Consider the following 19895-nt stretch of genomic DNA (forward strand, 5'->3'; position numbering starts at 1 on the left):
AATAAAAAGACATCTAAATACATAATTTATCAAAAATTAAAGCATTAATAAAAATAATAGTCCAATATTATAGATTTGTCCTACAATTAACTTAAAAAAAAACAAAATTGAAATTTAAATACTTTTCAGTGCCAGCTGTAAAACTGTTTTTAACCATCTTTCTGTTAAACATTTTTTTATCAGCACTTGTCACTTCTGATTTTTTTTATTCTCCGATAAGTTGGCCATATTACACATTTACAATCTTTTCTCTTTCATTTGTTATAATCGGCATTTTATGTAAATCGCCTTTAAATTCTGCATTAACCCCTACAAATACTTTGTTTGGAATTTGGTGTTGTTATGTTCTGTTACGTTTTTCAGACAAATCCGCAACTGCCTTAATTTCAATCCAAATGATAACGTTATATCTTCTGCTGGTTATTATCAGCAATCTGCTTAGAAGAAAAATGATTGATATAAATCTATTGATGTATGGAATAGTATTTATTACAGCATTAGAGTCAATTTATTGTATACTCCAATACTTCGGATTCGCAGATAGCAAAAACATTTTTTACAAAGTTACAGGAACGTGGAATAATCCTAATGTCACCGCTATGTTTCTTTCTTTGACGTTGCCGGTGCATATGTTTCTGCTTCGCCGCAGTTTTAAAAGTCTAATAATTTTAAATATCGTATTTGTTGTTATTGTCTTAATGATGCTGAAATGCCGGACTTCTTTGATTGGTTTTTTATTTTCAATATTAATATACTTCTTCTTAGAATTCCGTCTAATCAACTGGATTAGAGACAAAAAAAACAAAAATTCTTACAGGGCATTAATTGTTATTGCCCTGCTAATATTAGCTCCGTTATTTTCTAGTTTATACAACGCCAAAAAAGAGTCCGCCGATGGAAGAAAATTCATTTGGGGTGTATCCATTAAGATGGCATCTGAAAAACCCTATACAGGATATGGATACGGCTTATTTGAAAAGGAATATAATTTATTTCAGTCAGATTATATAAGGAAAGGATACGCATCAATTGCGGAAATTCAAAACGCAGGACCTGTAATAATGCCTCACAATGAGCTAATCCAAAATTGGGTCGAAGGAGGCATTATAGGGCTATTTCTTGTTTGTTCATTTTTCACCTCACTGTTTTTAAAAATTAAAAATAATAAGAAAGATGCTGAAAATTCTGTCTCACCACAGACATCAAGATCATCTGATAAAAACATTATAAATGTCGCTTATGCAGGCGTGGGCTCTTTTATTGCAATGTCAATGGTCAATTCTACACTTCAGATTATTCCATTGGTTTTTATGCTTATTTTATATGCAGCTATGATTTCAAGTGTGCAGCAGCCTATCAAAATCCTTTTTCTGCATGCATATCCCAAAACAAATCGAATAACTTCTGTATTTTATAGGACCGTACTGACTTTGCCGTGTATTTATCTAATGTATTTTATTGCATCGGCAGCATGTTCTGACAGGCTAAATAAAAAATCAGCCATGCTGAGAAATGCGGGAAATTACCAGAAAGCTCTAGAAATTATGCCCGCATTAGAAAACAAAATCTCCTTTCAAAGCGATTATTGGGAAAATTACGGCCGGATTTATCTCGATATGGGCCAGTATTCGAAAGCCGTTATTTGCTTTGAAAAAGCAAAAAAAGCCACTTCCCTTCCCGAAGTATATTCATACAGCGGCATATGTTATGAAAGAATGAATAAATATCCTCAAGCTATAAAAGAATATGAAATACTGACCTCTTTAGACCCATCTAGATTCATTTATAAAATGGCATTACTGCAGATGTATCTAAAAAACAGAAACACCGAAAAGGCTTTGAGTCTGGCATCGGAAATCATTCATACCAAGCCTAAGATACCTTCAGATAAAGTAAACAGCTATAAAAAGATGTGCTATAATCTACTAAAAATTGCCAGCCAGCAGAAAGAGAAAATACTGTTCTAGTTTACAGTTCATATCATAATCTCAACTAACTACCAAAGTAACCATGTTTAAAACAGCATTGAAATTAATTTTCTTATTTACATTTATTTCTTCATCTGCCCAGTATTCTCCCCAACTGGAAATAGCTTTAAAAAAAGCGGGAAACAACAGGTCAGAACTTGAAAAGGCGCTGAAACATTTTTCGGGCAAAAACAACGAGCTTAAATTTAAAGCGATGGATTTCCTAATAACCAATATGGATATTCACCACACATCAGATTATTACTGGGAAAACAGCTCTGGACAAAAAATAGCATACAGCGAACTGGAATATACTGATTTTGAACAGGCTAAAGAGGCTTTTATTAGACTGAAAGAACAGAATCCAGGCATAAAACCTGTACCCGTCATCTTAAAGGACATCGAAACCATTACGGCAGATTTTCTTATAAAAAATTTAGAAAAAGCATTCAAATCATGGCAGGATACGCCATTGAAAAACATTTCCTTTAATGACTTTTGTGAATATATACTCCCTTATCGCATAGATGTGGAACCTATTCAGGAATGGCGAAGCTCCTATTCTGAAAAATTTAAGTGGATCGATAAAGAAATATCATCTAAAGGATTCAGTGAGGTACTGCCTTACGTAAAGGATGACTATGATAAATGGTTTACCAACACATGGGGCGAACAAAGAAAAGAGCCATTGCCAAGACTTAGTGCATTACAGCTCCTGCAGAGAAAACAGGGTCCTTGTCCTGACATAGCTGATTTGGGTGTATTTATAATGCGTTCCCAAGGCATACCCGCCACAGTAAATGTTATCCCCTTTTGGGCTACATCAACCGGAGGGCACTTCATGAATACCTTCTTCGGGGATCAGATGAAAGAGAATTACTGCGATTACGGTGCGAAAAGTTTTGAAGAAAAACTGCAGAGAGAACCTGCAAAAGTACTTCGAAAAACTTATTCTAAGAATCCGAATACACTTGCTTCCTTTGAAGACATCAGGAAAATTCCGCCGGGAATACTGCAGCAGCAAAACTATATTGATGTAACTAAAGATTTTTGGGATACTAGAGATGTCAGCTGTTCTCTCTATCAGACTTATAACAAGTCAAAAATTGTATACGCCACAACATTTAATGGGCTAATTTGGCAGCCTTTCTGGTGGGGAACCATCATAAATAATGAAACCGTATTTACCTCTATTTGTAAAGAAACAGTTATCATACCCCAATACTTCATTAATGGAAAATTAGTTCCTGCAGGCCCACCAGTAGTTGTTGGTTCAAATGATAATAAGATATTGGTTCCTGATCTTAACGAGAGGAGAGATATTGTTTTAGCAGAAAAGGAGAAATATTTAAAGTTTAAACTAGGGGTTTCATACAGATTATTTTACTGGCAGGACGGGTGGAAAATAGCAGGAATTCAGAATGTCTCCACTGCTGTATCAGAATTAAAATTTGAAAAAGTTCCAAAAAATGCCTTACTGCTTTTGGTGGCGAGTGATACCAAACAGCTGGAAAGACCTTTTACAGTTGGAGATGACGGCAGCAGGACCTGGTATTAAAATAATCTAAGAATCCGCATTTTTTTACCTAAAAATGTAATCGATTACAAAAAATAAACATACATACAAAACTATCTCAAAATGAAAAACAAAACTTTACCAGCCATAATGCTTGGGCTGTTGACTTGTCCGGTGTTCCTTACCGCACAAATTAACGATAAAGCAATTAGAAACCTTCCTGCCCATATAGTTTGGAAGGTGCAGCAGATTTCAACTCTAGTCAACCTAAGTGAAGAGCAGCAATCAAGACTGGGGCGAAGCTTTTTTATAAAAGACAGTCTGGCAAATAAAAGTCTCGCCAGCGGAGAGTCCCTTTCCAAGCTTGCTGGCTTCTATAATGACGACAGCCAAACGCTTAAAACAACACTAACGCCATATCAATACGATTGCTATGAGTTTGAAAACAACAACAGTGACCGTTTTCTGACCGCATTAAAATTTGCGGCAGATTTACAGCTTAACCCTGATCAGATAAATAAAATCCGAAAGCAAAAAGATGTACAGCCTACTGAGAAACTTACCGATAAAAAAGAAATTATTGCTTTTTATAACAGCAAACTCAGCAGCATACTCACTAAAGAACAGTACGTTTCCTTACTGCAGATCACTTACAGAGATAAATCGAAAACAGATGCCAAAAAAGACTGGGAGAGAATAAAACAGCTTAATCTCATTACAGATAAAAACAATGGTGTTCAGTATGCTGAACTGGAAAAATACCATCTGCTTAAAAACAGCTATCTAGATGCAGATTCCGAACAATATGACAAAAAGAAACTTGCATTTGAGACTGAAAAAATTGCTCTTCAGGAACCGCCTCTTTTAATAAGAGCCAATATATTATCAGCAGGTGAATATAAAAACAATACCTATTCTACAATTATAAAATATGAAAGAGATATAAAGCTTACCTCTTCACAAACTGATTCCATATTGTCAAAGTATAAGCAGTTAGTGGCTCTAAGATTTGAAAATGAAGAAAGGGATCTTACCAGTAAACTGCCAATTAAAGAACCTTCAGAGTATGAAAATGTTATAAAGATTTTAACTACGGAACAAATTGACATCTGGCTGGCAAGTAAAAATAAGAACCAGTCATTAAAAGTTGCTCAAAAAAATTGGAAAAAATTGGAAATGGAAGGACTAATAAAAGGTCTCAATCAGGATGCTGTGGTAAAAGAATTTGCAGCATACCAACTTCAATTTTTAATTGCTGATGAGAAAGCAAGAATGTATAATACATCAGAATACTCATTTTACCGAAGAGATATAGAACAGAAAAAACCAGAACTTCTAAAGAAATTGGATTTAATCGCTCGAAACAAATCGAAAGGAATTGCCACAAAAAATGAGCTCACCTGGTAAAGCACGAATTATCTAACCTTAAATACAAACCATGAAAAAAATTACTAGACAAGCACTTACGCTGCTTCTGTGCGGTATCAGCCCCTTCTTATGCCATGGGCAGGAATCAATTACCGACAAGAACGCTCTATACAGGGCTGAAAAACAGCTTATTGCAGGAAGCCTAGGTTATAATCCGCGTGCAGCAGTAGCAACCTACACTGACCTTGCTTCAAAAGGCAATCCTCGAGCCATGAATGGACTCGGACTAATTTACTTTAAGGGCATAGCAACCCCTGTAGATGAAACAGAGGGTATTAAATGGCTCGAGAAGGCGGGAGAAAGCGGATATGCAAAATCCTGGTACAATTTAGCCCTTCTTTATAAGGATGGCGTGGGAAAAGCAAAAGATATAAATAAAGCTGTTTCCTATTTTGAAAAAGCGGCTAAGGCAGGCTATAAAGAAGCCTGGCAGAAATGGGCGGAAATTTACAAAGATGGGATAGATGTTCCCCAGGACTACGCAGCAGCTTTAGATATCTTCAGACAAGGCAGCGAGCATGGTAACGTGCACTGTATTTACGCTCAGGGATACTTATACTACAAGGGATTCGGCTCTCAGCAGAATTATTCCAAAGCATTACAGCTTTTTGAAACCGCTTCACAGAAAGGCAATAAATTCGCTATGTATATGCTTGGGCTGTGCTATAGAAATGGATATGGAACAGCCATAGATACGGAAAAAGCAAAATTCTGGCTAACCAAATCTGCTTCGCTGGGAGTAAAATCATCAGATCGTGAATTATCTGAATCGATTCCGGAAAATGCAGAACCAAATCAAGCCAAAACATTGTCAAAACCATTTGATGAAGTAACAGATCTCAGCAATAATGAAGCTCCCAAGACTTTCATGAAAGTCAAGCAGCTTCCCTTAAGCAATAGTTTAACTGGAAATTACTCAGGAAGTCTGGTTCGTTACGACTGGAGCGGACAAAACATCATTACTACTATTCCGTTAGAGCTAAACTTTGTGCAGAATGGAAAAAAAATTACTGGTTTGTTAAAAGAAAAAACAGGTCAAAACGTAAAGTTAAAAGGAGAGATCCAGAATAATAAAGTTTTGTTTGAAGATTCTAATATAGAACTTGTGGACTATTATCATAAAGGCTCTCCTACTTCATATGAAATAAAAGAAGCTCAAATCCAGCTTATCCAAACAGACGACGTCTTATTTCTTGCAGGAAACATTCAGCTTTATGACAGCAAAAGACATGAAAATGAGAAACCCATGTTTCTAATAATGCAAAAAAGCGAAACGGTTAAGCCCACAAAAGAAAGCCTTTCATCAGTTGTTATATTTCCAAATCCCATTTCAAGTGAGTTTAATATAAGCTTTGACCTGGATACCATAATGGATGTCAGCGTAGAGATTTACAGCATGAATGGTGTGAGTTTATACAACAGAGAGTGGAAACAGATGGCAGCCGGACACCAGAGCAAGACAATTTCGCTCAATCTGCCTGCAGGTTACTATCCTTTAAAACTAAAATATAACAACGAAGTAAAAACTACAATTTTAATTAAACAGTAAACAGATGAAAAATAGACTTATTTTAATAGTGTTCACTTTTTTGTGTTTGTTCACCGGGCAGATCACTTTTGGGCAGGACTATAACGGAGGAAACGGGGGCACGAATTTTGACGATCCAAATTACATGTGGAATTTGGGCTGGTTACAAAATGTTTGCGTGGGATCTGGATGCAATCAGCTGAATAATGTTGATGTTACTAATGACTATCATTACCTGCGTTCTATATTAGAGCAATGGGAAATTTACAGAATTGAACCCTCTTCTGGTGGTGGTGCAGGAGATGTTGAGGAACTTATGAGAAAAATACAAGAAGATGAACGGCTATTTTTATGGTTTAAAGATGAGGATACAGATGCTTTTGATTCCGCTATAGCGATTACCGAAGAAAATGAGCCTCCTGGCGAGCACTGGTATTTAGGTACTTCAATGGGTCGAGATTGTGATGATACATATTACAACTTACAAAATCAATGCAGTCCTGGTTTTATAATTACTGACGGTAATAACCCAAATAGAGTTGCTACTGATGGACAAGCATTGGTCATGGTCAAAAAGGACTCTGATAGAACAGCAGAGATATCTCTTAAATTAGACAATTACACACCAGCGATTGGATCAAATTATCCCATATGGTCTGGAACAGGCATTACAGGTAATGGAATTTCAGCTTCTTACGCAGGAAATTCTACTTCTAATTTTAACATGAAAATTACCCAGGAATTATCTACAAATGGCAAGATTGAGATCATAAATGAAAATAAGACTAATTTTTCAGCTCAAATTAATGGGATAAAAGACAAGATTAATGACTTAGCTGATAATTTTAAAAGTTTTGTTGAAGCAAAGGGAAATAAAGTTACTGAGGGGCAAAAATTTTTGGATTTTACCGGGACTATTGAAAGATGGAACGTTGACATGTTGAATGATGGGACCAGAAGCGGAAAGGCAACTTCTCTAGATTTAAAAGGAACATACACTATGACCATGCCAAAAATCAAAATCCCTATCTATGAAAGTGGCGTGGCTCATTTATATGCTACAATTGATTTAGGCACAGCTACAGGTTCAGCAAATATAAAAGGGATCTTTGATGATTCAACGGAAGCTACTGCAGAATTCGAAGGCGGTTTTGAATTAGGCTTTACCGCATTTTCAGGAGGAGTTTCAGCAGTAATTGGTGATGAAGAAAAACTTTGTGCAGCAGCTACAGGAACTGTCAACATTGGATATTTTAAAGTTGGCGGAACTTTAATGGCAAATAATCTGGGAAGAGTGATACTTTTAACTCCGCGTCTCAAAATTGGAGAAGTTGGCGCAGATTACAGCCTGTCAGTAAAAGTCAACATTGGAACTCTAGAGGAAAAATGTGAAATTATTGCTGGAAGCTTTCCTATATGGAACGAACAGGATATTCCATACAGTCCATGGATAATTTATAGTGCCGATTAATTAACAAAATATAAAATAAATATAATTATGAAATTCAAATATTCAATTCTGTTAAAATTATTCTTTTTTCTGCCATTAGTTTTATGTGCACAAAATCAGAATAATAAAAAAACTAAAACTTATGAAAAATTAGAGCATTTAACAATAGATAAAATCATTTATTACCAGACACCTTATTACATATATGCTCATAAACCAGTAGAAACAGATTACAAGCCTTCATGGTACTGGGGATATTGCGCAAAAAATTATCCTCCCGCATTTAAAGACTATGCTAAGGAAGCAAACTCATTCATTCTTCCTCCTAAATCTTTCTCTGAAAAACAGCTGAAAGATTATGAGGCCAAATTTAAAAGCATCAAGCCTCAAGACTACCCCAGTCCTAATGTTTATTGTTATTCTGAAATATATTTTACATATAAAAAGACAAAAAAACAATATCTGATGGTATTGTCTTATGAATTGGAAAAGGAAATTCCGAATATGCAGTTAAACAAAGTGGACACACTCAAATTTAAAATCCCTAAAGATCAGAGAATGAAATCGACTAAGAATAGCAATGATGCATATGCTTCGTTGTATGATGCCCCTACTCATATTAATTATTACGTTTTGGATTCAGATGGAATTTATAAAGAAGGTGATAATGGTGAAATTTACTTAAATATAATAAAAGACGGAAATTCTAATTTTGAGCTTGCAGGGAATAGATTCGATCATTTATTAAGAACACTAAAAAAATCATCCAGCTATATTCGCAGCTATATAACAGATGGAACTCGTTACTTTGAAACTGATAAACCTAAAGGTAATGGTGTAACGGTCATTGGCAGTAAAAGAAAAAAGCCTTAACTTAAAATCCACTTATAACTTTTTTAACAAAAACTCTTCATTGGAAGAGTTTTTGTTAATTAAAAAATACGAAAAGAAATAATAGAAATAAATCATTTTTTTAGCTCCAGTTGAACAACAATCAAATAATTCATAGAGCCAAATAAAGACAATCTTGCCTTAACTTAAAATATTCTTTTAAAATCCTCCCTAAATTTTTTAAATTTATATATCAGTTTAATGCGATGAATCTCTTGAGTTTTTACAATTTTTGCATCAATCCTACTCAGGACATCCAAACCAAATATACAAAGCCAATAGAAGACAGACACTACATATGGAAAGCCAATTTCCTCAAATCATCCAAAAATGATGTTGAAATTTGTCCTGTCCCCGTCACTTTTAAAAACATTAAAACGTATGTTTCAGCGTTTTTTTATACCCTATTTTTGCACACTCAAATCTTTATCTAAAAAAAATTAAGCATGTCATTGAGATGGCCACCCCAGAATTTAAACCACTATGACACGCAGTATATAGGTAGATCCAAGTAATATAATTGCAATATTTTTAGAGTCTTAAAAAAATCATCAGCCTTCAAACAACCAACACCCTGAAAATAAGAGCAAAAAAGTTTTGTCTATTAAATTCATTATCGTAATATTGCAATATAAATATAAAGCGATGGGAGCAACAAAAACAGATCATTTTACAGAAAGCCAGAATGAGCTGGCTATTTTAGCTAAAGCGTTAGGACATCCTGCGCGTATTGCTATTATGGAATATTTATTAAAAGTGGATGCCTGCATCTGCGGAGATATTGTAAACGAACTTCCTCTTTCACAGCCGACAGTTTCCCAACATTTGAAAGAATTAAAAAATGCCGGCCTCATTAAAGGAAGTATTGAAGGAAATTCAATCTGCTATTGTATCAATGAACCAGGACTCGAAAAGATAAAAGGATTTTTTGAGCATATATCAAATCATTTAGCAAAAAAGAGAAATGAATGCTGTTAATTTTAGACATATGGAAATCAGAAAACTTTCAAGCAAAGATTGGGATCAGGTAAAATTAATCTACCAAAAAGGAATCGACACTGGCAACGCCACTTTTCAAACTAGTGCCCCAACATGGGAAGACTGGGACCAGTCGCACCTTACTTCTTGCCGAATTGTGATGGAAGAATACGGCAAAGTAATTGGATGGGCCGCCCTCACTCCCGTTTCTTCCCGTTGCGTATATGCAGGGGTGGCAGAAGTAAGCGTATATGTTGATTCTGTGCATTCAGGAAAAGGAATTGGCCTTGCTCTTTTAAATGAACTTGTAAATCAAAGTGAAGAAGAAGGCATCTGGACACTTCAGGCAGGAATATTTCCAGAGAATATAGCAAGCCTACGCATCCATGAAAAAGCTGGTTTCAGGATACTTGGAATAAGGGAAAAAATCGGAAAACAGAATGGTATCTGGAGAGATACTGCGCTTCTTGAAAGAAGAAGCTCTGCTATTATTTAATAAAAATATAGTTTAACTAAATATAAAAAATCATGAAACTTTCAGAAATTAAAGAAGTGCTTAAAACAGTTGAAGCTGTAAATTTTGAACTGCCTGACGGCACATTTGTACCAGAATATTTTCACGTAACTGAAGTAGGTTTAGTTACCAAAAATTTCATTGATTGCGGAGGAACGGTTAGAAAAGAAACTGTGGTAAACTTTCAGCTTTGGGATGCCAACGACTACGAACACAGGCTTAAACCACAGAAACTAATTCACATAATCGAACTTTCAGAAAAAGTGCTTGGAATTGAGGATCATGAAATTGAAGTGGAATACCAAAACACAACTATTGGTAAATACGATTTAGATTTTGATGGAAAAAACTTCACTTTACTTAATAAGCAGACAGCTTGCCTTGCTCAAGAACAGTGCGGCATTCCGTCAGAAAAACCTAAAGTGAAATTATCTCAGCTAAATTCTGACAACGGTTCTTCATGCACTCCGGGCGGAGGATGCTGCTAATACGACTATTTATGGGTAGAAAAGAACATTGGGAAAACGTTTTTTCCACTAAGAAAGAAAATGAAGTAAGCTGGTATCAAATAAATCCTGAAACATCGATAAAAGCTATTCTAAAAAGTAATTTGCCAAAAAATGCTAAAATTATTGATATTGGAGGTGGTGACAGCTACCTGATAGATAAATTGATTGATTTAGGATATACTAATCTTTATCTTTTGGATATTTCTGAAAAGGCCATCGATCGAATCAAAAATCGTTTGAATGAGAAATCTCGCTATGTAACATTTATTGTTTCAGACATTTTAGAGTTTACTACTGATGAGTCATTTGATTTTTGGCACGACCGAGCTTCATTTCACTTCTTAACTTCAATAGAGGAAATAGAAAAATACAAGGCAATTGCTGAAAAATATACAAATGCAAATGCCAATCTTTTTATGGGAACTTTTTCAGAATCTGGCCCTTTAAAATGCAGTGGGCTCGAAATAACACAATATTCTGAATCAAAACTAGACAAGGTTTTTTCTGATGCTTTTCGTAAAATGGAATGTTTTACAGAAAATCATCAAACTCCTTTTGAAACAGTACAGAACTTTATTTTTTGTCATTTTAAAAAGAAATAATAATGTATCCAGATTTAACAAAAACTATAGAATCTTTGCCTTTTGCGTTCTTGTCTGAAGACAGAAAACAAATATTGCAACCACTAATTGAATTTATTCAAGCCAAAACAACCAATCAACAGGAAGTAAGACTTAATTTGATTTGTACCCATAATTCTAGAAGAAGCCACCTCTCGCAGGTTTGGGCGCAGACCGCGGCGTCCTACTACGACATCAAAAATGTTGCATGCTATTCAGGAGGAACTGAAGCCACAGCTTTGTTCCCAATGGTCGCTGAAACTTTAAAAAACTCAGGATTTAGAATCAAAACTCTTTCAGTAGGATCGAATCCTGTTTATGCAATAAAATATTCCGCAAATGAACTTCCTGTAATCGGTTTTTCTAAAACCTATGATGATGATTTCAATCCTGAAAACGGATTTGCAGCTATAATGACCTGCTCACAGGCCGACGGCGGATGCCCTTTTATAGCAGGCGCCGAGAAAAGAATCCCGATTACTTTTGAAGATCCTAAAATTTCTGATGGAACCCCTCTGCAAAAAGAGACCTATCTGGAACGTAGCCTCCAGATAGCAACCGAAATGTTTTATGTGTTTTCACAAATAAAAAATTAAAATGTCAGCAAATAACTGTGCACCAGCTGTCGAGCGCAAAAAACTAAGTTTCCTTGACCGCTTCTTAACCCTGTGGATTTTCCTTGCTATGGCAATAGGCGTGGCAATAGGGTACTTTATTCCTTCAAGCGGAGATTTCATCAATTCTTTTTCAAGTGGAACAACAAACATTCCATTGGCAATAGGACTTATCCTGATGATGTACCCGCCACTGGCAAAAGTAAAATATGAGCAGATGGGACAGGTTTTCAAAAACACTAAAGTCTTGGGTGCTTCTTTATTTCTTAACTGGATTGTTGGTCCTGTCTTAATGTTTTTATTGTCACTCCTGTTTTTGAACGGATATCCTGAATACATGATCGGGGTGATTCTGATCGGTCTAGCACGCTGTATCGCAATGGTTGTGGTATGGAACGATCTGGCAGACGGAAACCGTGAGTATGCCGCAGGACTTATTGCGCTTAACAGTATTTTCCAGGTGCTGCTTTACAGCGTATATGCTTATATCTTTATAACCATTCTCCCTCCCTACTTTGGATATGTTGGATTTGAGGTGAACATCAGCATTGCTCAGATTGCAGAGAGTGTAGGTATCTATTTAGGGATTCCTTTTGCCTTGGGAATCATAAGCCGTTATACTTTGATAGCTTTAAAAGGTTCTGAATGGTTTGAGAGTAAGTATGTACCATTTATCTCGCCAATTACACTTATTTCATTGCTCTTTACAATTATTGTAATGTTCAGTCTGAAAGGAGAACTTATTGTTCAGATCCCTATGGATGTTGTGCGTATTGCAATACCTCTTGTGATTTATTTTACTTTGATGTTTGTCATCAGCTTTTTTACCGGAAAATATTTTGGAGCCGACTATTCAAAAGCCACCTCTATTGCTTTTACAGCAACCGGGAATAATTTTGAACTTGCCATTGCTGTGGCGATCGGCGTATTTGGAATAAACAGCGGTCAGGCTTTTGCAGGGGTTATAGGGCCTTTGGTCGAGGTGCCGGCTCTTATTGCATTGGTTAATCTTGCCTTCTGGTTCAGAAAAAGATTCTATTCAAACTAAGCTTCTAGTATTTAAATCAATTAAAAAAAGTGGAAATGGAAAATTTTAAATTATTTTTGAAGAGCATTGCCCCTGTAAACAGATTTTGATAATAAAGAAAGTCTCGACAGCTGTTTAATAAAATTCAGTGAACGATTACCAGAAGATTATCGCAATATTATTATGGATAACGAAATACATGGGATTATACAAATTATAATTTTTATTACGTTGCGTTATATCGTCTATTATACGCAAATGAATTATTTTTTTTCTCTAAATTTCAGCTTTATAATAAGAGTAATATTTTAATTCCTGTCCACTTTCATTAAATCCAGCCGATTGTGAAGTTTTTATATAAAATGTATTATCATTTAACCATTTGATCTCTTCAATGGAATCTTTGCCTTCTGAAAAACTGCTTTTATATTCCGTTAAAAATCCTGTGGGGTCAGTTTTGCCATTAACTTTTAAAACTACAATAGAGAGAGTTCCTAATTCGTATTCCGGATTTTGAAAATAAACCATCAATTTGCCATCTGGCGAAAGTTCTGGAACAGAAACACTCGAATCGCCAAGGGAAATGATCTTATACTGAAAATCGTTGGATGTGTCCAATAATTGCAGTTCTGAAAAACCCAAATGATCTGCTGTACTTGATTCTCTTACGGCTACAAGGCTTAAACTGCCGCAGTAACCCATAAATTCAAAACCGCTCCAGCTTTCCTCTCCTTTGTAATCTCTGTACTTTTTAAACTTAAATTTTTTAATTGCTCCCTGAATATAAAAAAAATCCTTATCGCTCTCTACATTCACTTCTTTAAAACTCTTATTCGAAGGAAATCTGCTGTATTCAGCTTCGCTAATGCTATCTAGTCGAAAATGTGGTAGATTGTCCAGTTTTTCCTGATAGCCAATCTCGATAATTTTAATGTCTTTTTTAAGTTTCTCTTCTTTTTGAACGTTTAATTTTTCGTTGTGATGGCCTTTCACTACTTCTTGCTCTAATGTTTTTTTTCCTGTCTCCTTGTATTCTCTGCATGAAACACTCAGCAACAAAACAAAAACGAAATATTTTATACTCATACGATTTATCTATACTTTAGAAAATTATCAAAAAGACTATTGTTTAATCACTTCTTCTCCTCGATCAATTTTTCATTTTCAAGGAATCATATCATTCCAAATGGTTATAATCTTTTCAGAATAATAATAGTTTCCCGTTTTTATAAGAGCTGTTAAAGTTTCTTTGTTAATTTGAGTTTCTGGAAACTGTAATTTTGCTTCAGCAATTAATCGATTCTTTCTTTTTACTTCGCCAAGCAGATGAGCTGCTAGAATTCTTCCTATGCAAGTATCAATGCTTTTCTCGTCCAATTTAAATGATGTTTCAAATCTAATTTGCGCTTCTTTATACTTTGCTTCATCCAATAAAAGATAACCGTAATTACTCATTTGCTGAGCATCATTTGAATTTTTGTCGAGATATTGATTGTAAGCTGATTCTGCTTTTTGATAATCGTGAAGTTCCATATATATTTCAGCGAGATTTGTCCATAGAATATTCTCATTTGGGTCTAGCTTCAACGCAATCTCAAAATCTTTGATTGCAGCTGGAAATTCTTTTTTCTGCTGATAAAGTCTTCCTCTCTGTGCGCGATATCCATAAACATTCGGCGACATAACAATTAGCCTATCGTAAATTTCAAGAGCCGTATTCCAATCCTCTATTTGCTGATAGGCCTGACCTGCATAAAACTCTAAATCATCTGCAAAATCTCCTGAATTATCACCATAGTAATCTGGCCCGTCTAAGCGATATTTATAAAGTTTGTAAACTTCAATTGCTCTTTGCGGACTAGGTATATCAATTAGGCATTTTATATAATTATGGTAAATTCTAGTAATATTTTCTCTATTATATTGAATGGCTTTTTCAAAGTATTGAATTGAATTTTCATTATCTCGCAAAAAATAGTAGTTATTTGCAATCAATTCATACAATTCAGGATTGGCATTATCCAGTTCAAGCGCATATTTTGTTTCATTAGTAGATTCTTTGTATTGCTCAAGTTTCGCGAGACAAAGCGCTTTTAACTGATGATATTCAGGATTCTGGGTATTTATTTCAATCGACTTATTTATTGTCACAATTGCTTCATCATATTGCTGTTTATTATAAAGTTCAAGCGCTATATCATAAAATTTTTCAGGCATATCACTTTCCGAAACAGCCGCAATAGCCACTCCAAAATAGGGTTTAATATATTCGTATTCTGCTGATTCCAATTTACTTAAAACCCTAAGAGTCTTTACATTACCCGTATTCTCTTCAATTCCTAATTCATATAGATTTTCTTTCTTATCATACGGTTGCAATAAGGCACTAAACTTGGCATAATTAGGATTATTTTTTAAGGCTATAAAACAGAGTTTTGGTTTAACGCCCAACTCTACAACAAGTCTGGTGGATTCTTTACGTAAACTCCGAATGTAATTGATTTCGTTCTGGATCTTGCCCTGTCCTGAGCCTGATAAAGAAGTAAAAACAAAAAAGATAAAAAATAGAAGCCTCATAATGTTGCAATTGATTTTGATTGTTTATGGTTTTATTTCACGACAAATTTGAACAATATAAGTGCACAGATTTGAGCCGATATAAATCCGTCTCATGCAATTGAATATTCGCTAAGATTCTTTATAAATTCGTTTTAATGCCTTTAATTTTTTAAAGGAAGCGTAAGCAGAACAATGGTTCCGTTGTTGTTAGAAGTAATTTCTATATTAGTTTTTATTTTATTCTCGCGAGCCAGAATCTCCAAACGTTCTCGGGCTATCGCACCAGACAAAGACTGATGATTAGTATCTATACTCGTTTTATCCTGATATCCTTTTCCGTTATCTGTAATTTTTACCAATACCTGATTTTCATGCAGCACAATTTCCAGCGTTATAAATCCTTTATCTGAATGATTTCCAATACCGTGAATTATTGCATTTTCAACAAAAGGCTGAATGAGCATTGGAGGTATTAGCAAAGTTGAAGTATCCGTATCTGGTGAAATAATTTCGTAAGCAAATGAATATTCAAAACGCATTTGCTGCAAGCTCAGGTAATTTTCAATTGCTTCGAGCTCTTGATCAAGTGGCACATAATTTTTACGGCTTAGCTCTAAACTGCTTCTCAATAATCTGCTAAACTGATTTAAATACTTTATTGATTTTTCTTTTTCATCAAACCTGATAAAACTTTGCAATGCTGATAAAGTATTGAAAATAAAATGAGGTTCCATTTGCGTTCTAAGCAATTGCTGTTGCAATAGAATTTTCTCTCTTTCTTGTTTATGTCTTTTTTGTCTTTGGAAGAAATAAAGCAAAAACACCCACGAAACTGCCAAAAGCGCCAATAATCCAACAATCAACAGCAATAATCTATTTCGTTCCAAACGATTTGTTGCTGTATCGATGGTTTTATTAAGTCCATAAATAGATTTATCCTTTGCCTGAAGTTCATAAATAGTTGCCATTTCTTCTGTTGCCTGAATCCCTGCATTTCTAAGAATATTGTCTTTAAGCAACAATACTTCATCAGCTTCACTTTTTGCTTTCTCATTATTTCCCTTAGCTAAATAATAGTTCATTTTTGCCTTCTTATTTAAACACTTTTCATAATAAGACAATAGTTGCAAATGCTGTTTTTCTATTCTATCGGCCTGTTCGATTAAATCTTCTGCTTCAGGGAATTGTTTGCTCAAAACATGCAAATCAATCAGGTTTGCAATCGTCGTGTAAAAATTTTTAATCGCTACAGGATTCTCAGGGTCTGCTGCTAAACTTTCGCCATCATACTTTTTTACTAAACTATAATGATGTATTGCCTCATCGTACTGATTGTTTAAGAGATAATAATGCGCCATGTGCTCATTAGTAAATCTAATCTGAATTGGATCGTTTGTTATTGAAGAAATCTCTTTTAGCTTTTTAATATACAAAAGAAGCGAATCTGCCTTATAAATAGAACCTTCCTCGCAAGCAGTAAAGAGTTGCGAATAGGCTCTAAAATTATATTTATAATGATCCTCTGGCTGTTTTTTTAAAATTTTTAAAGCAAGCTGGTTTTGCTCTATAGACTTTGAATATTGGCTAATTTTATTGTTGTCCTGAGCTGCATTTAATAGACAGATCACTTTTGCCAACGGTTTACACTTCAGCGAATCATCGTTCATTATTATAGCCGCGGACTTGTTGAAATAATATACCGATTGATAATACTTCCCTTCAAGTTCTGATATCAAACCTGCACCATTGTAAATGGTAAATTTAAGGGCATTGGATTCTTTTTCTTTTTCGATCAGACTTAAGGCAATATTGATATGTTTTTTTGCGCTATCAATATCTTTTTTCACCGAACTTTTAGCCAAATTATAATGAATAAACGCTAAAGCAGAACCTGTTTTTGAGAATTCTTTTTCTTTAAGTCGGCTAGACCAAAAAACAAGTTTATCTGTTTCTGGGTCTTGATCTAAGCTATCGCTAATAACCTGCAAGCTATCCAGCATTTTTTCTGGATGAATTTGGGCTTTTTCGTTTTTTTTATGACAAGAAATTACAATGAACAACAGAAAAAAAATTGCTTTCTTCATTACCTCAAAGGATTTAAATGATTCACAACAAACTCTTTTCTCCGGCTTGCAACAGGGATTTCTGCACAATTTTTCATAATAATCACACCAGTTTTCATGTACTTATCAATAAAATCTTTATTGACAATATAAGACTGGTGAGTTTTTATAAAAAAGTCTTCAGGCAAAATATCTTCATAATACTTTAAGGGTTTAGATGCTGTTACTATTTTCTTATTTTCCAGATGAATTTGAGTATAAGATCCATCTCCTGAGAGATACACTATTTCACAAAGACGAACAATCTGCATACAGTCTAAAGAGGTAATACAAATTCTGGAATTCATATCGATAGTTTTAGCTGTATGGTGTGCTTTCAAAAGTTTAATCTGATTTTGATAGTCTGCCTGTTTTACTTTTTTGATCTTTTGGATTGCAGTCAAAAATTCATCATTATCAATTGGTTTTAAAAGATAATCAAGCGCACCATATTTAATTGCTTTTATGGCAAAATGATTGTATGCAGTAATGAAAATAATTTGAAAGGAAGGTTCTTCCAATTGATTTAAGATATCGAAAGCCGTCCCGTCTGTAAGCTGAATATCCATCAAAATTAAATCAATCTCTGTACTTTTTATAATTTGCAACGATTCTTTTACCGAACCCGCCATTGCTTCAAGCTTTAATGATTCTTCTTGCGAAACTAACCACTGCAATTCTTTCCTAATCGCTGGTTCATCTTCTATAATTAATGTTCTAATTTTGTCCATATATGGAATAACAGTTTTACAAATTATCTTTTGTCCTGAATGACAGCGCTTGGAAATTGCTCCTCATATGGGAGTAAATTGTGATACGAATATATAATTTTTTATTCCAATCTTCTTAATAGAATATTATCTCTGTCCCAATGCCAAATGATTGTTTTGTTTTAGACCATTATTACAATATTTTCTAAACAATCTATAAGTTTAATGCACATCAAAAAAAGAGTACTGCAAATCTCGAGAAATCTTCAGCGAATTTATATTGGTCTTAATTTGTAAACCTTTTATCACCAAATTTGTATCTAGTATGCAATTCTTTTTTAACTATATCATTATGAACTATAAAAACTTTCTGTTTTGCGTTTTTATGAGCTTCTCTCTATTTGCCAACGCTTTTCAAAGACAGTCATCTTTAGCTTTATTTTATACTGCCGATCCCGAAATTATGGGTGTTTATGTTTTGGAATCTTGCGAAGATTCAAGATTTAAAATCAAAATAGAAAAGAAAGCGGGGGAATATTTGTTTCTAATTTATGACAGGAATAAAGTAATTTCAAAAGGTAAAGTCAAAAAACAAAAAGACGATGAAATTCTCTATTTGTCTTTTGGAAAAATTGGCGGAATGTATGATACAGATAAAATTCAGATTCAGAATTACGGAAATTCAATGAATGAATTTGTGCATTTTGTACAGTGCGACGAAAAGTACTTGACATTTATAAAATCAAAATAATAAAATGCAATCGCATTACTATTCTATGGTAAAATCTCTTATAGGTGCATTTTTAATCGCAATAGTATTCTCGTGCGGTTCAGTAATTGACAAGCACGAAAATTTGAAATATGGTCAAATTAAAATTGATTGGATGAAAAATTTATCAGGTAGTTTTTCTTTCAAAGAAAACTGGGATTATCCCGAAGGAATTTATCGAAACGATTTTGGACAAGTAAGCTGCGATGGTCTTTGTCCAGCCGAAACAGACAAAATGAAAGATGACCATGGACGAATATTTAAAGACTCATTGCCCCGATTTTATCAATTGGTAGATACAACACATCTTTTTCATTCTATTAAATCGAATTCTAATAGTTATGAATGGACAGGAACAAATTTTCTAACAGCAGTAAAAATGAGTAACGATACCATTCATTGCTTTACAGATAATAATGCAGCCACTCATAGCAGTTTAGACCTGATCATTACAAAGGATAAATGCATACCTGTAATCAAGCTCAACAGCGTTACTGGCACCGCAAAAAAGGTAATATATATTTGTAAAAAAGGCTACATTAAAATCGATAAAAATTTGTGGAATAATGGAATTATGAAGGCTAAATTTGACTTTACTTTTGATTCTAAAGAAGCCCCAGAAAAACCAATATTTTGGAAAGGTAAAATCTATGCGCCAATTAAAGCAGAATAAAAAGCTGCAATATATTGTGACACTGAAATGCTAAAATTAA

General features: G+C 34.4%; 18 protein-coding genes. 14 read left to right on the top strand and 4 right to left on the bottom strand.

Going from position 1 to position 19895, the window contains the following annotated elements; all coding sequences use genetic code 11:
- Positions 1 to 107: 107 nt before the first annotated feature.
- From RB618_RS17780 to arsB, 12 genes are all read left to right on the top strand, one after another.
- Positions 108 to 1967, top strand: coding sequence for an O-antigen ligase family protein (locus tag RB618_RS17780; protein WP_308069985.1), 1860 nt, complete (start codon positions 108 to 110; stop codon positions 1965 to 1967).
- Between the two features lie 43 nt (positions 1968 to 2010).
- Positions 2011 to 3525 carry a hypothetical protein gene (locus tag RB618_RS17785; protein ID WP_308069986.1) on the top strand — a complete coding sequence of 505 codons (1515 nt, stop codon included), beginning with the start codon at positions 2011 to 2013 and terminating at the stop codon, positions 3523 to 3525.
- Between the two features lie 81 nt (positions 3526 to 3606).
- The gene (locus RB618_RS17790) at positions 3607 to 4890 is read left to right on the top strand and encodes a hypothetical protein (protein ID WP_308069987.1); all 1284 of its coding nucleotides are present in this window, start codon (positions 3607 to 3609) and stop codon (positions 4888 to 4890) included.
- Between the two features lie 31 nt (positions 4891 to 4921).
- Positions 4922 to 6460 (top strand): T9SS type A sorting domain-containing protein, encoded by a 1539-nt coding sequence (locus RB618_RS17795; protein WP_308069988.1) that lies wholly within the window; start codon positions 4922 to 4924, stop codon positions 6458 to 6460.
- Positions 6461 to 6500: 40 nt separating this feature from the next.
- Positions 6501 to 7910: a hypothetical protein gene (locus RB618_RS17800; protein ID WP_308069989.1), complete on the top strand. Its 1410-nt coding sequence runs from the start codon at positions 6501 to 6503 to the stop codon at positions 7908 to 7910.
- Positions 7911 to 7937: 27 nt separating this feature from the next.
- Positions 7938 to 8762 (top strand): hypothetical protein, encoded by an 825-nt coding sequence (locus RB618_RS17805; RefSeq protein ID WP_308069990.1) that lies wholly within the window; start codon positions 7938 to 7940, stop codon positions 8760 to 8762.
- A 663-nt stretch (positions 8763 to 9425) separates the two neighbouring features.
- The gene (locus RB618_RS17810) at positions 9426 to 9758 is read left to right on the top strand and encodes a metalloregulator ArsR/SmtB family transcription factor (RefSeq protein WP_308069991.1); all 333 of its coding nucleotides are present in this window, start codon (positions 9426 to 9428) and stop codon (positions 9756 to 9758) included.
- Between the two features lie 10 nt (positions 9759 to 9768).
- A complete protein-coding gene (locus RB618_RS17815) occupies positions 9769 to 10254 on the top strand; it encodes an N-acetyltransferase family protein (protein ID WP_308069992.1) in 486 nt (161 codons plus the stop codon).
- Positions 10255 to 10286: 32 nt separating this feature from the next.
- Positions 10287 to 10760, top strand: coding sequence for a DUF6428 family protein (locus RB618_RS17820; protein WP_308069993.1), 474 nt, complete (start codon positions 10287 to 10289; stop codon positions 10758 to 10760).
- An 11-nt stretch (positions 10761 to 10771) separates the two neighbouring features.
- Positions 10772 to 11383, top strand: a complete 612-nt coding sequence (locus RB618_RS17825) for a class I SAM-dependent methyltransferase (protein ID WP_308069994.1) — start codon at positions 10772 to 10774, stop codon at positions 11381 to 11383.
- Between the two features lie 2 nt (positions 11384 to 11385).
- Positions 11386 to 11997, top strand: a complete 612-nt coding sequence (locus tag RB618_RS17830) for a protein-tyrosine-phosphatase (protein ID WP_308069995.1) — start codon at positions 11386 to 11388, stop codon at positions 11995 to 11997.
- A gap of 1 nt (position 11998) precedes the next feature.
- Complete coding sequence (arsB, locus tag RB618_RS17835) at positions 11999 to 13063, top strand: ACR3 family arsenite efflux transporter (protein ID WP_308069996.1); 1065 nt, start codon at positions 11999 to 12001, stop codon at positions 13061 to 13063.
- Positions 13064 to 13318: 255 nt separating this feature from the next.
- Here arsB and RB618_RS17840 read toward each other — a convergent pair whose 3' ends face one another.
- The 4 genes from RB618_RS17840 to RB618_RS17855 all read right to left on the bottom strand — a co-directional run bounded on the left by RB618_RS17840 (position 13319) and on the right by RB618_RS17855 (position 18434).
- Positions 13319 to 14128: a hypothetical protein gene (locus tag RB618_RS17840; protein ID WP_308069997.1), complete on the bottom strand. Its 810-nt coding sequence runs from the start codon at positions 14126 to 14128 to the stop codon at positions 13319 to 13321.
- A 78-nt stretch (positions 14129 to 14206) separates the two neighbouring features.
- A complete protein-coding gene (locus RB618_RS17845; RefSeq protein ID WP_308069998.1) occupies positions 14207 to 15619 on the bottom strand; it encodes a tetratricopeptide repeat protein in 1413 nt (470 codons plus the stop codon).
- Between the two features lie 143 nt (positions 15620 to 15762).
- Entirely contained in the window at positions 15763 to 17685 is a 1923-nt protein-coding gene (locus RB618_RS17850; protein WP_308069999.1) for a histidine kinase, read from the bottom strand.
- Entirely contained in the window at positions 17685 to 18434 is a 750-nt protein-coding gene (locus RB618_RS17855; RefSeq protein WP_308070000.1) for a LytTR family DNA-binding domain-containing protein, read from the bottom strand. Before RB618_RS17855 ends, RB618_RS17850 begins: the two co-directional genes overlap by 1 nt.
- A 331-nt stretch (positions 18435 to 18765) precedes the next feature.
- Between RB618_RS17855 and RB618_RS17860 the strand changes: the two genes are divergently transcribed.
- Both RB618_RS17860 and RB618_RS17865 read left to right on the top strand, forming a co-directional pair.
- On the top strand, positions 18766 to 19164 hold the full coding sequence (locus RB618_RS17860; protein WP_308070001.1) for a hypothetical protein: 399 nt from the start codon (positions 18766 to 18768) through the stop codon (positions 19162 to 19164).
- A gap of 133 nt (positions 19165 to 19297) precedes the next feature.
- Positions 19298 to 19855, top strand: coding sequence for a hypothetical protein (locus RB618_RS17865; RefSeq protein WP_308070002.1), 558 nt, complete (start codon positions 19298 to 19300; stop codon positions 19853 to 19855).
- Positions 19856 to 19895 lie beyond the last annotated feature (40 nt).

The organism is Flavobacterium sp. LHD-85 (assembly GCF_030929595.1).
Lineage (GTDB): Bacteria > Bacteroidota > Bacteroidia > Flavobacteriales > Flavobacteriaceae > Flavobacterium.

Coding starts and splice junctions, on each gene's coding strand:
- RB618_RS17785 (WP_308069986.1), top strand. CDS start 2,011: ATGTTTAAAACAGCATTGAAATTAATTTTCTTATTTACATTTATTTCT.
- RB618_RS17790 (WP_308069987.1), top strand. CDS start 3,607: ATGAAAAACAAAACTTTACCAGCCATAATGCTTGGGCTGTTGACTTGT.
- RB618_RS17795 (WP_308069988.1), top strand. CDS start 4,922: ATGAAAAAAATTACTAGACAAGCACTTACGCTGCTTCTGTGCGGTATC.
- RB618_RS17805 (WP_308069990.1), top strand. CDS start 7,938: ATGAAATTCAAATATTCAATTCTGTTAAAATTATTCTTTTTTCTGCCA.
- RB618_RS17810 (WP_308069991.1), top strand. CDS start 9,426: ATGGGAGCAACAAAAACAGATCATTTTACAGAAAGCCAGAATGAGCTG.
- RB618_RS17815 (WP_308069992.1), top strand. CDS start 9,769: ATGGAAATCAGAAAACTTTCAAGCAAAGATTGGGATCAGGTAAAATTA.
- RB618_RS17820 (WP_308069993.1), top strand. CDS start 10,287: ATGAAACTTTCAGAAATTAAAGAAGTGCTTAAAACAGTTGAAGCTGTA.
- RB618_RS17825 (WP_308069994.1), top strand. CDS start 10,772: ATGGGTAGAAAAGAACATTGGGAAAACGTTTTTTCCACTAAGAAAGAA.
- RB618_RS17830 (WP_308069995.1), top strand. CDS start 11,386: ATGTATCCAGATTTAACAAAAACTATAGAATCTTTGCCTTTTGCGTTC.
- arsB (WP_308069996.1), top strand. CDS start 11,999: ATGTCAGCAAATAACTGTGCACCAGCTGTCGAGCGCAAAAAACTAAGT.
- RB618_RS17840 (WP_308069997.1), bottom strand. CDS start 14,128: ATGAGTATAAAATATTTCGTTTTTGTTTTGTTGCTGAGTGTTTCATGC.
- RB618_RS17845 (WP_308069998.1), bottom strand. CDS start 15,619: ATGAGGCTTCTATTTTTTATCTTTTTTGTTTTTACTTCTTTATCAGGC.
- RB618_RS17850 (WP_308069999.1), bottom strand. CDS start 17,685: ATGAAGAAAGCAATTTTTTTTCTGTTGTTCATTGTAATTTCTTGTCAT.
- RB618_RS17855 (WP_308070000.1), bottom strand. CDS start 18,434: ATGGACAAAATTAGAACATTAATTATAGAAGATGAACCAGCGATTAGG.
- RB618_RS17860 (WP_308070001.1), top strand. CDS start 18,766: ATGAACTATAAAAACTTTCTGTTTTGCGTTTTTATGAGCTTCTCTCTA.
- RB618_RS17865 (WP_308070002.1), top strand. CDS start 19,298: ATGAAAAATTTATCAGGTAGTTTTTCTTTCAAAGAAAACTGGGATTAT.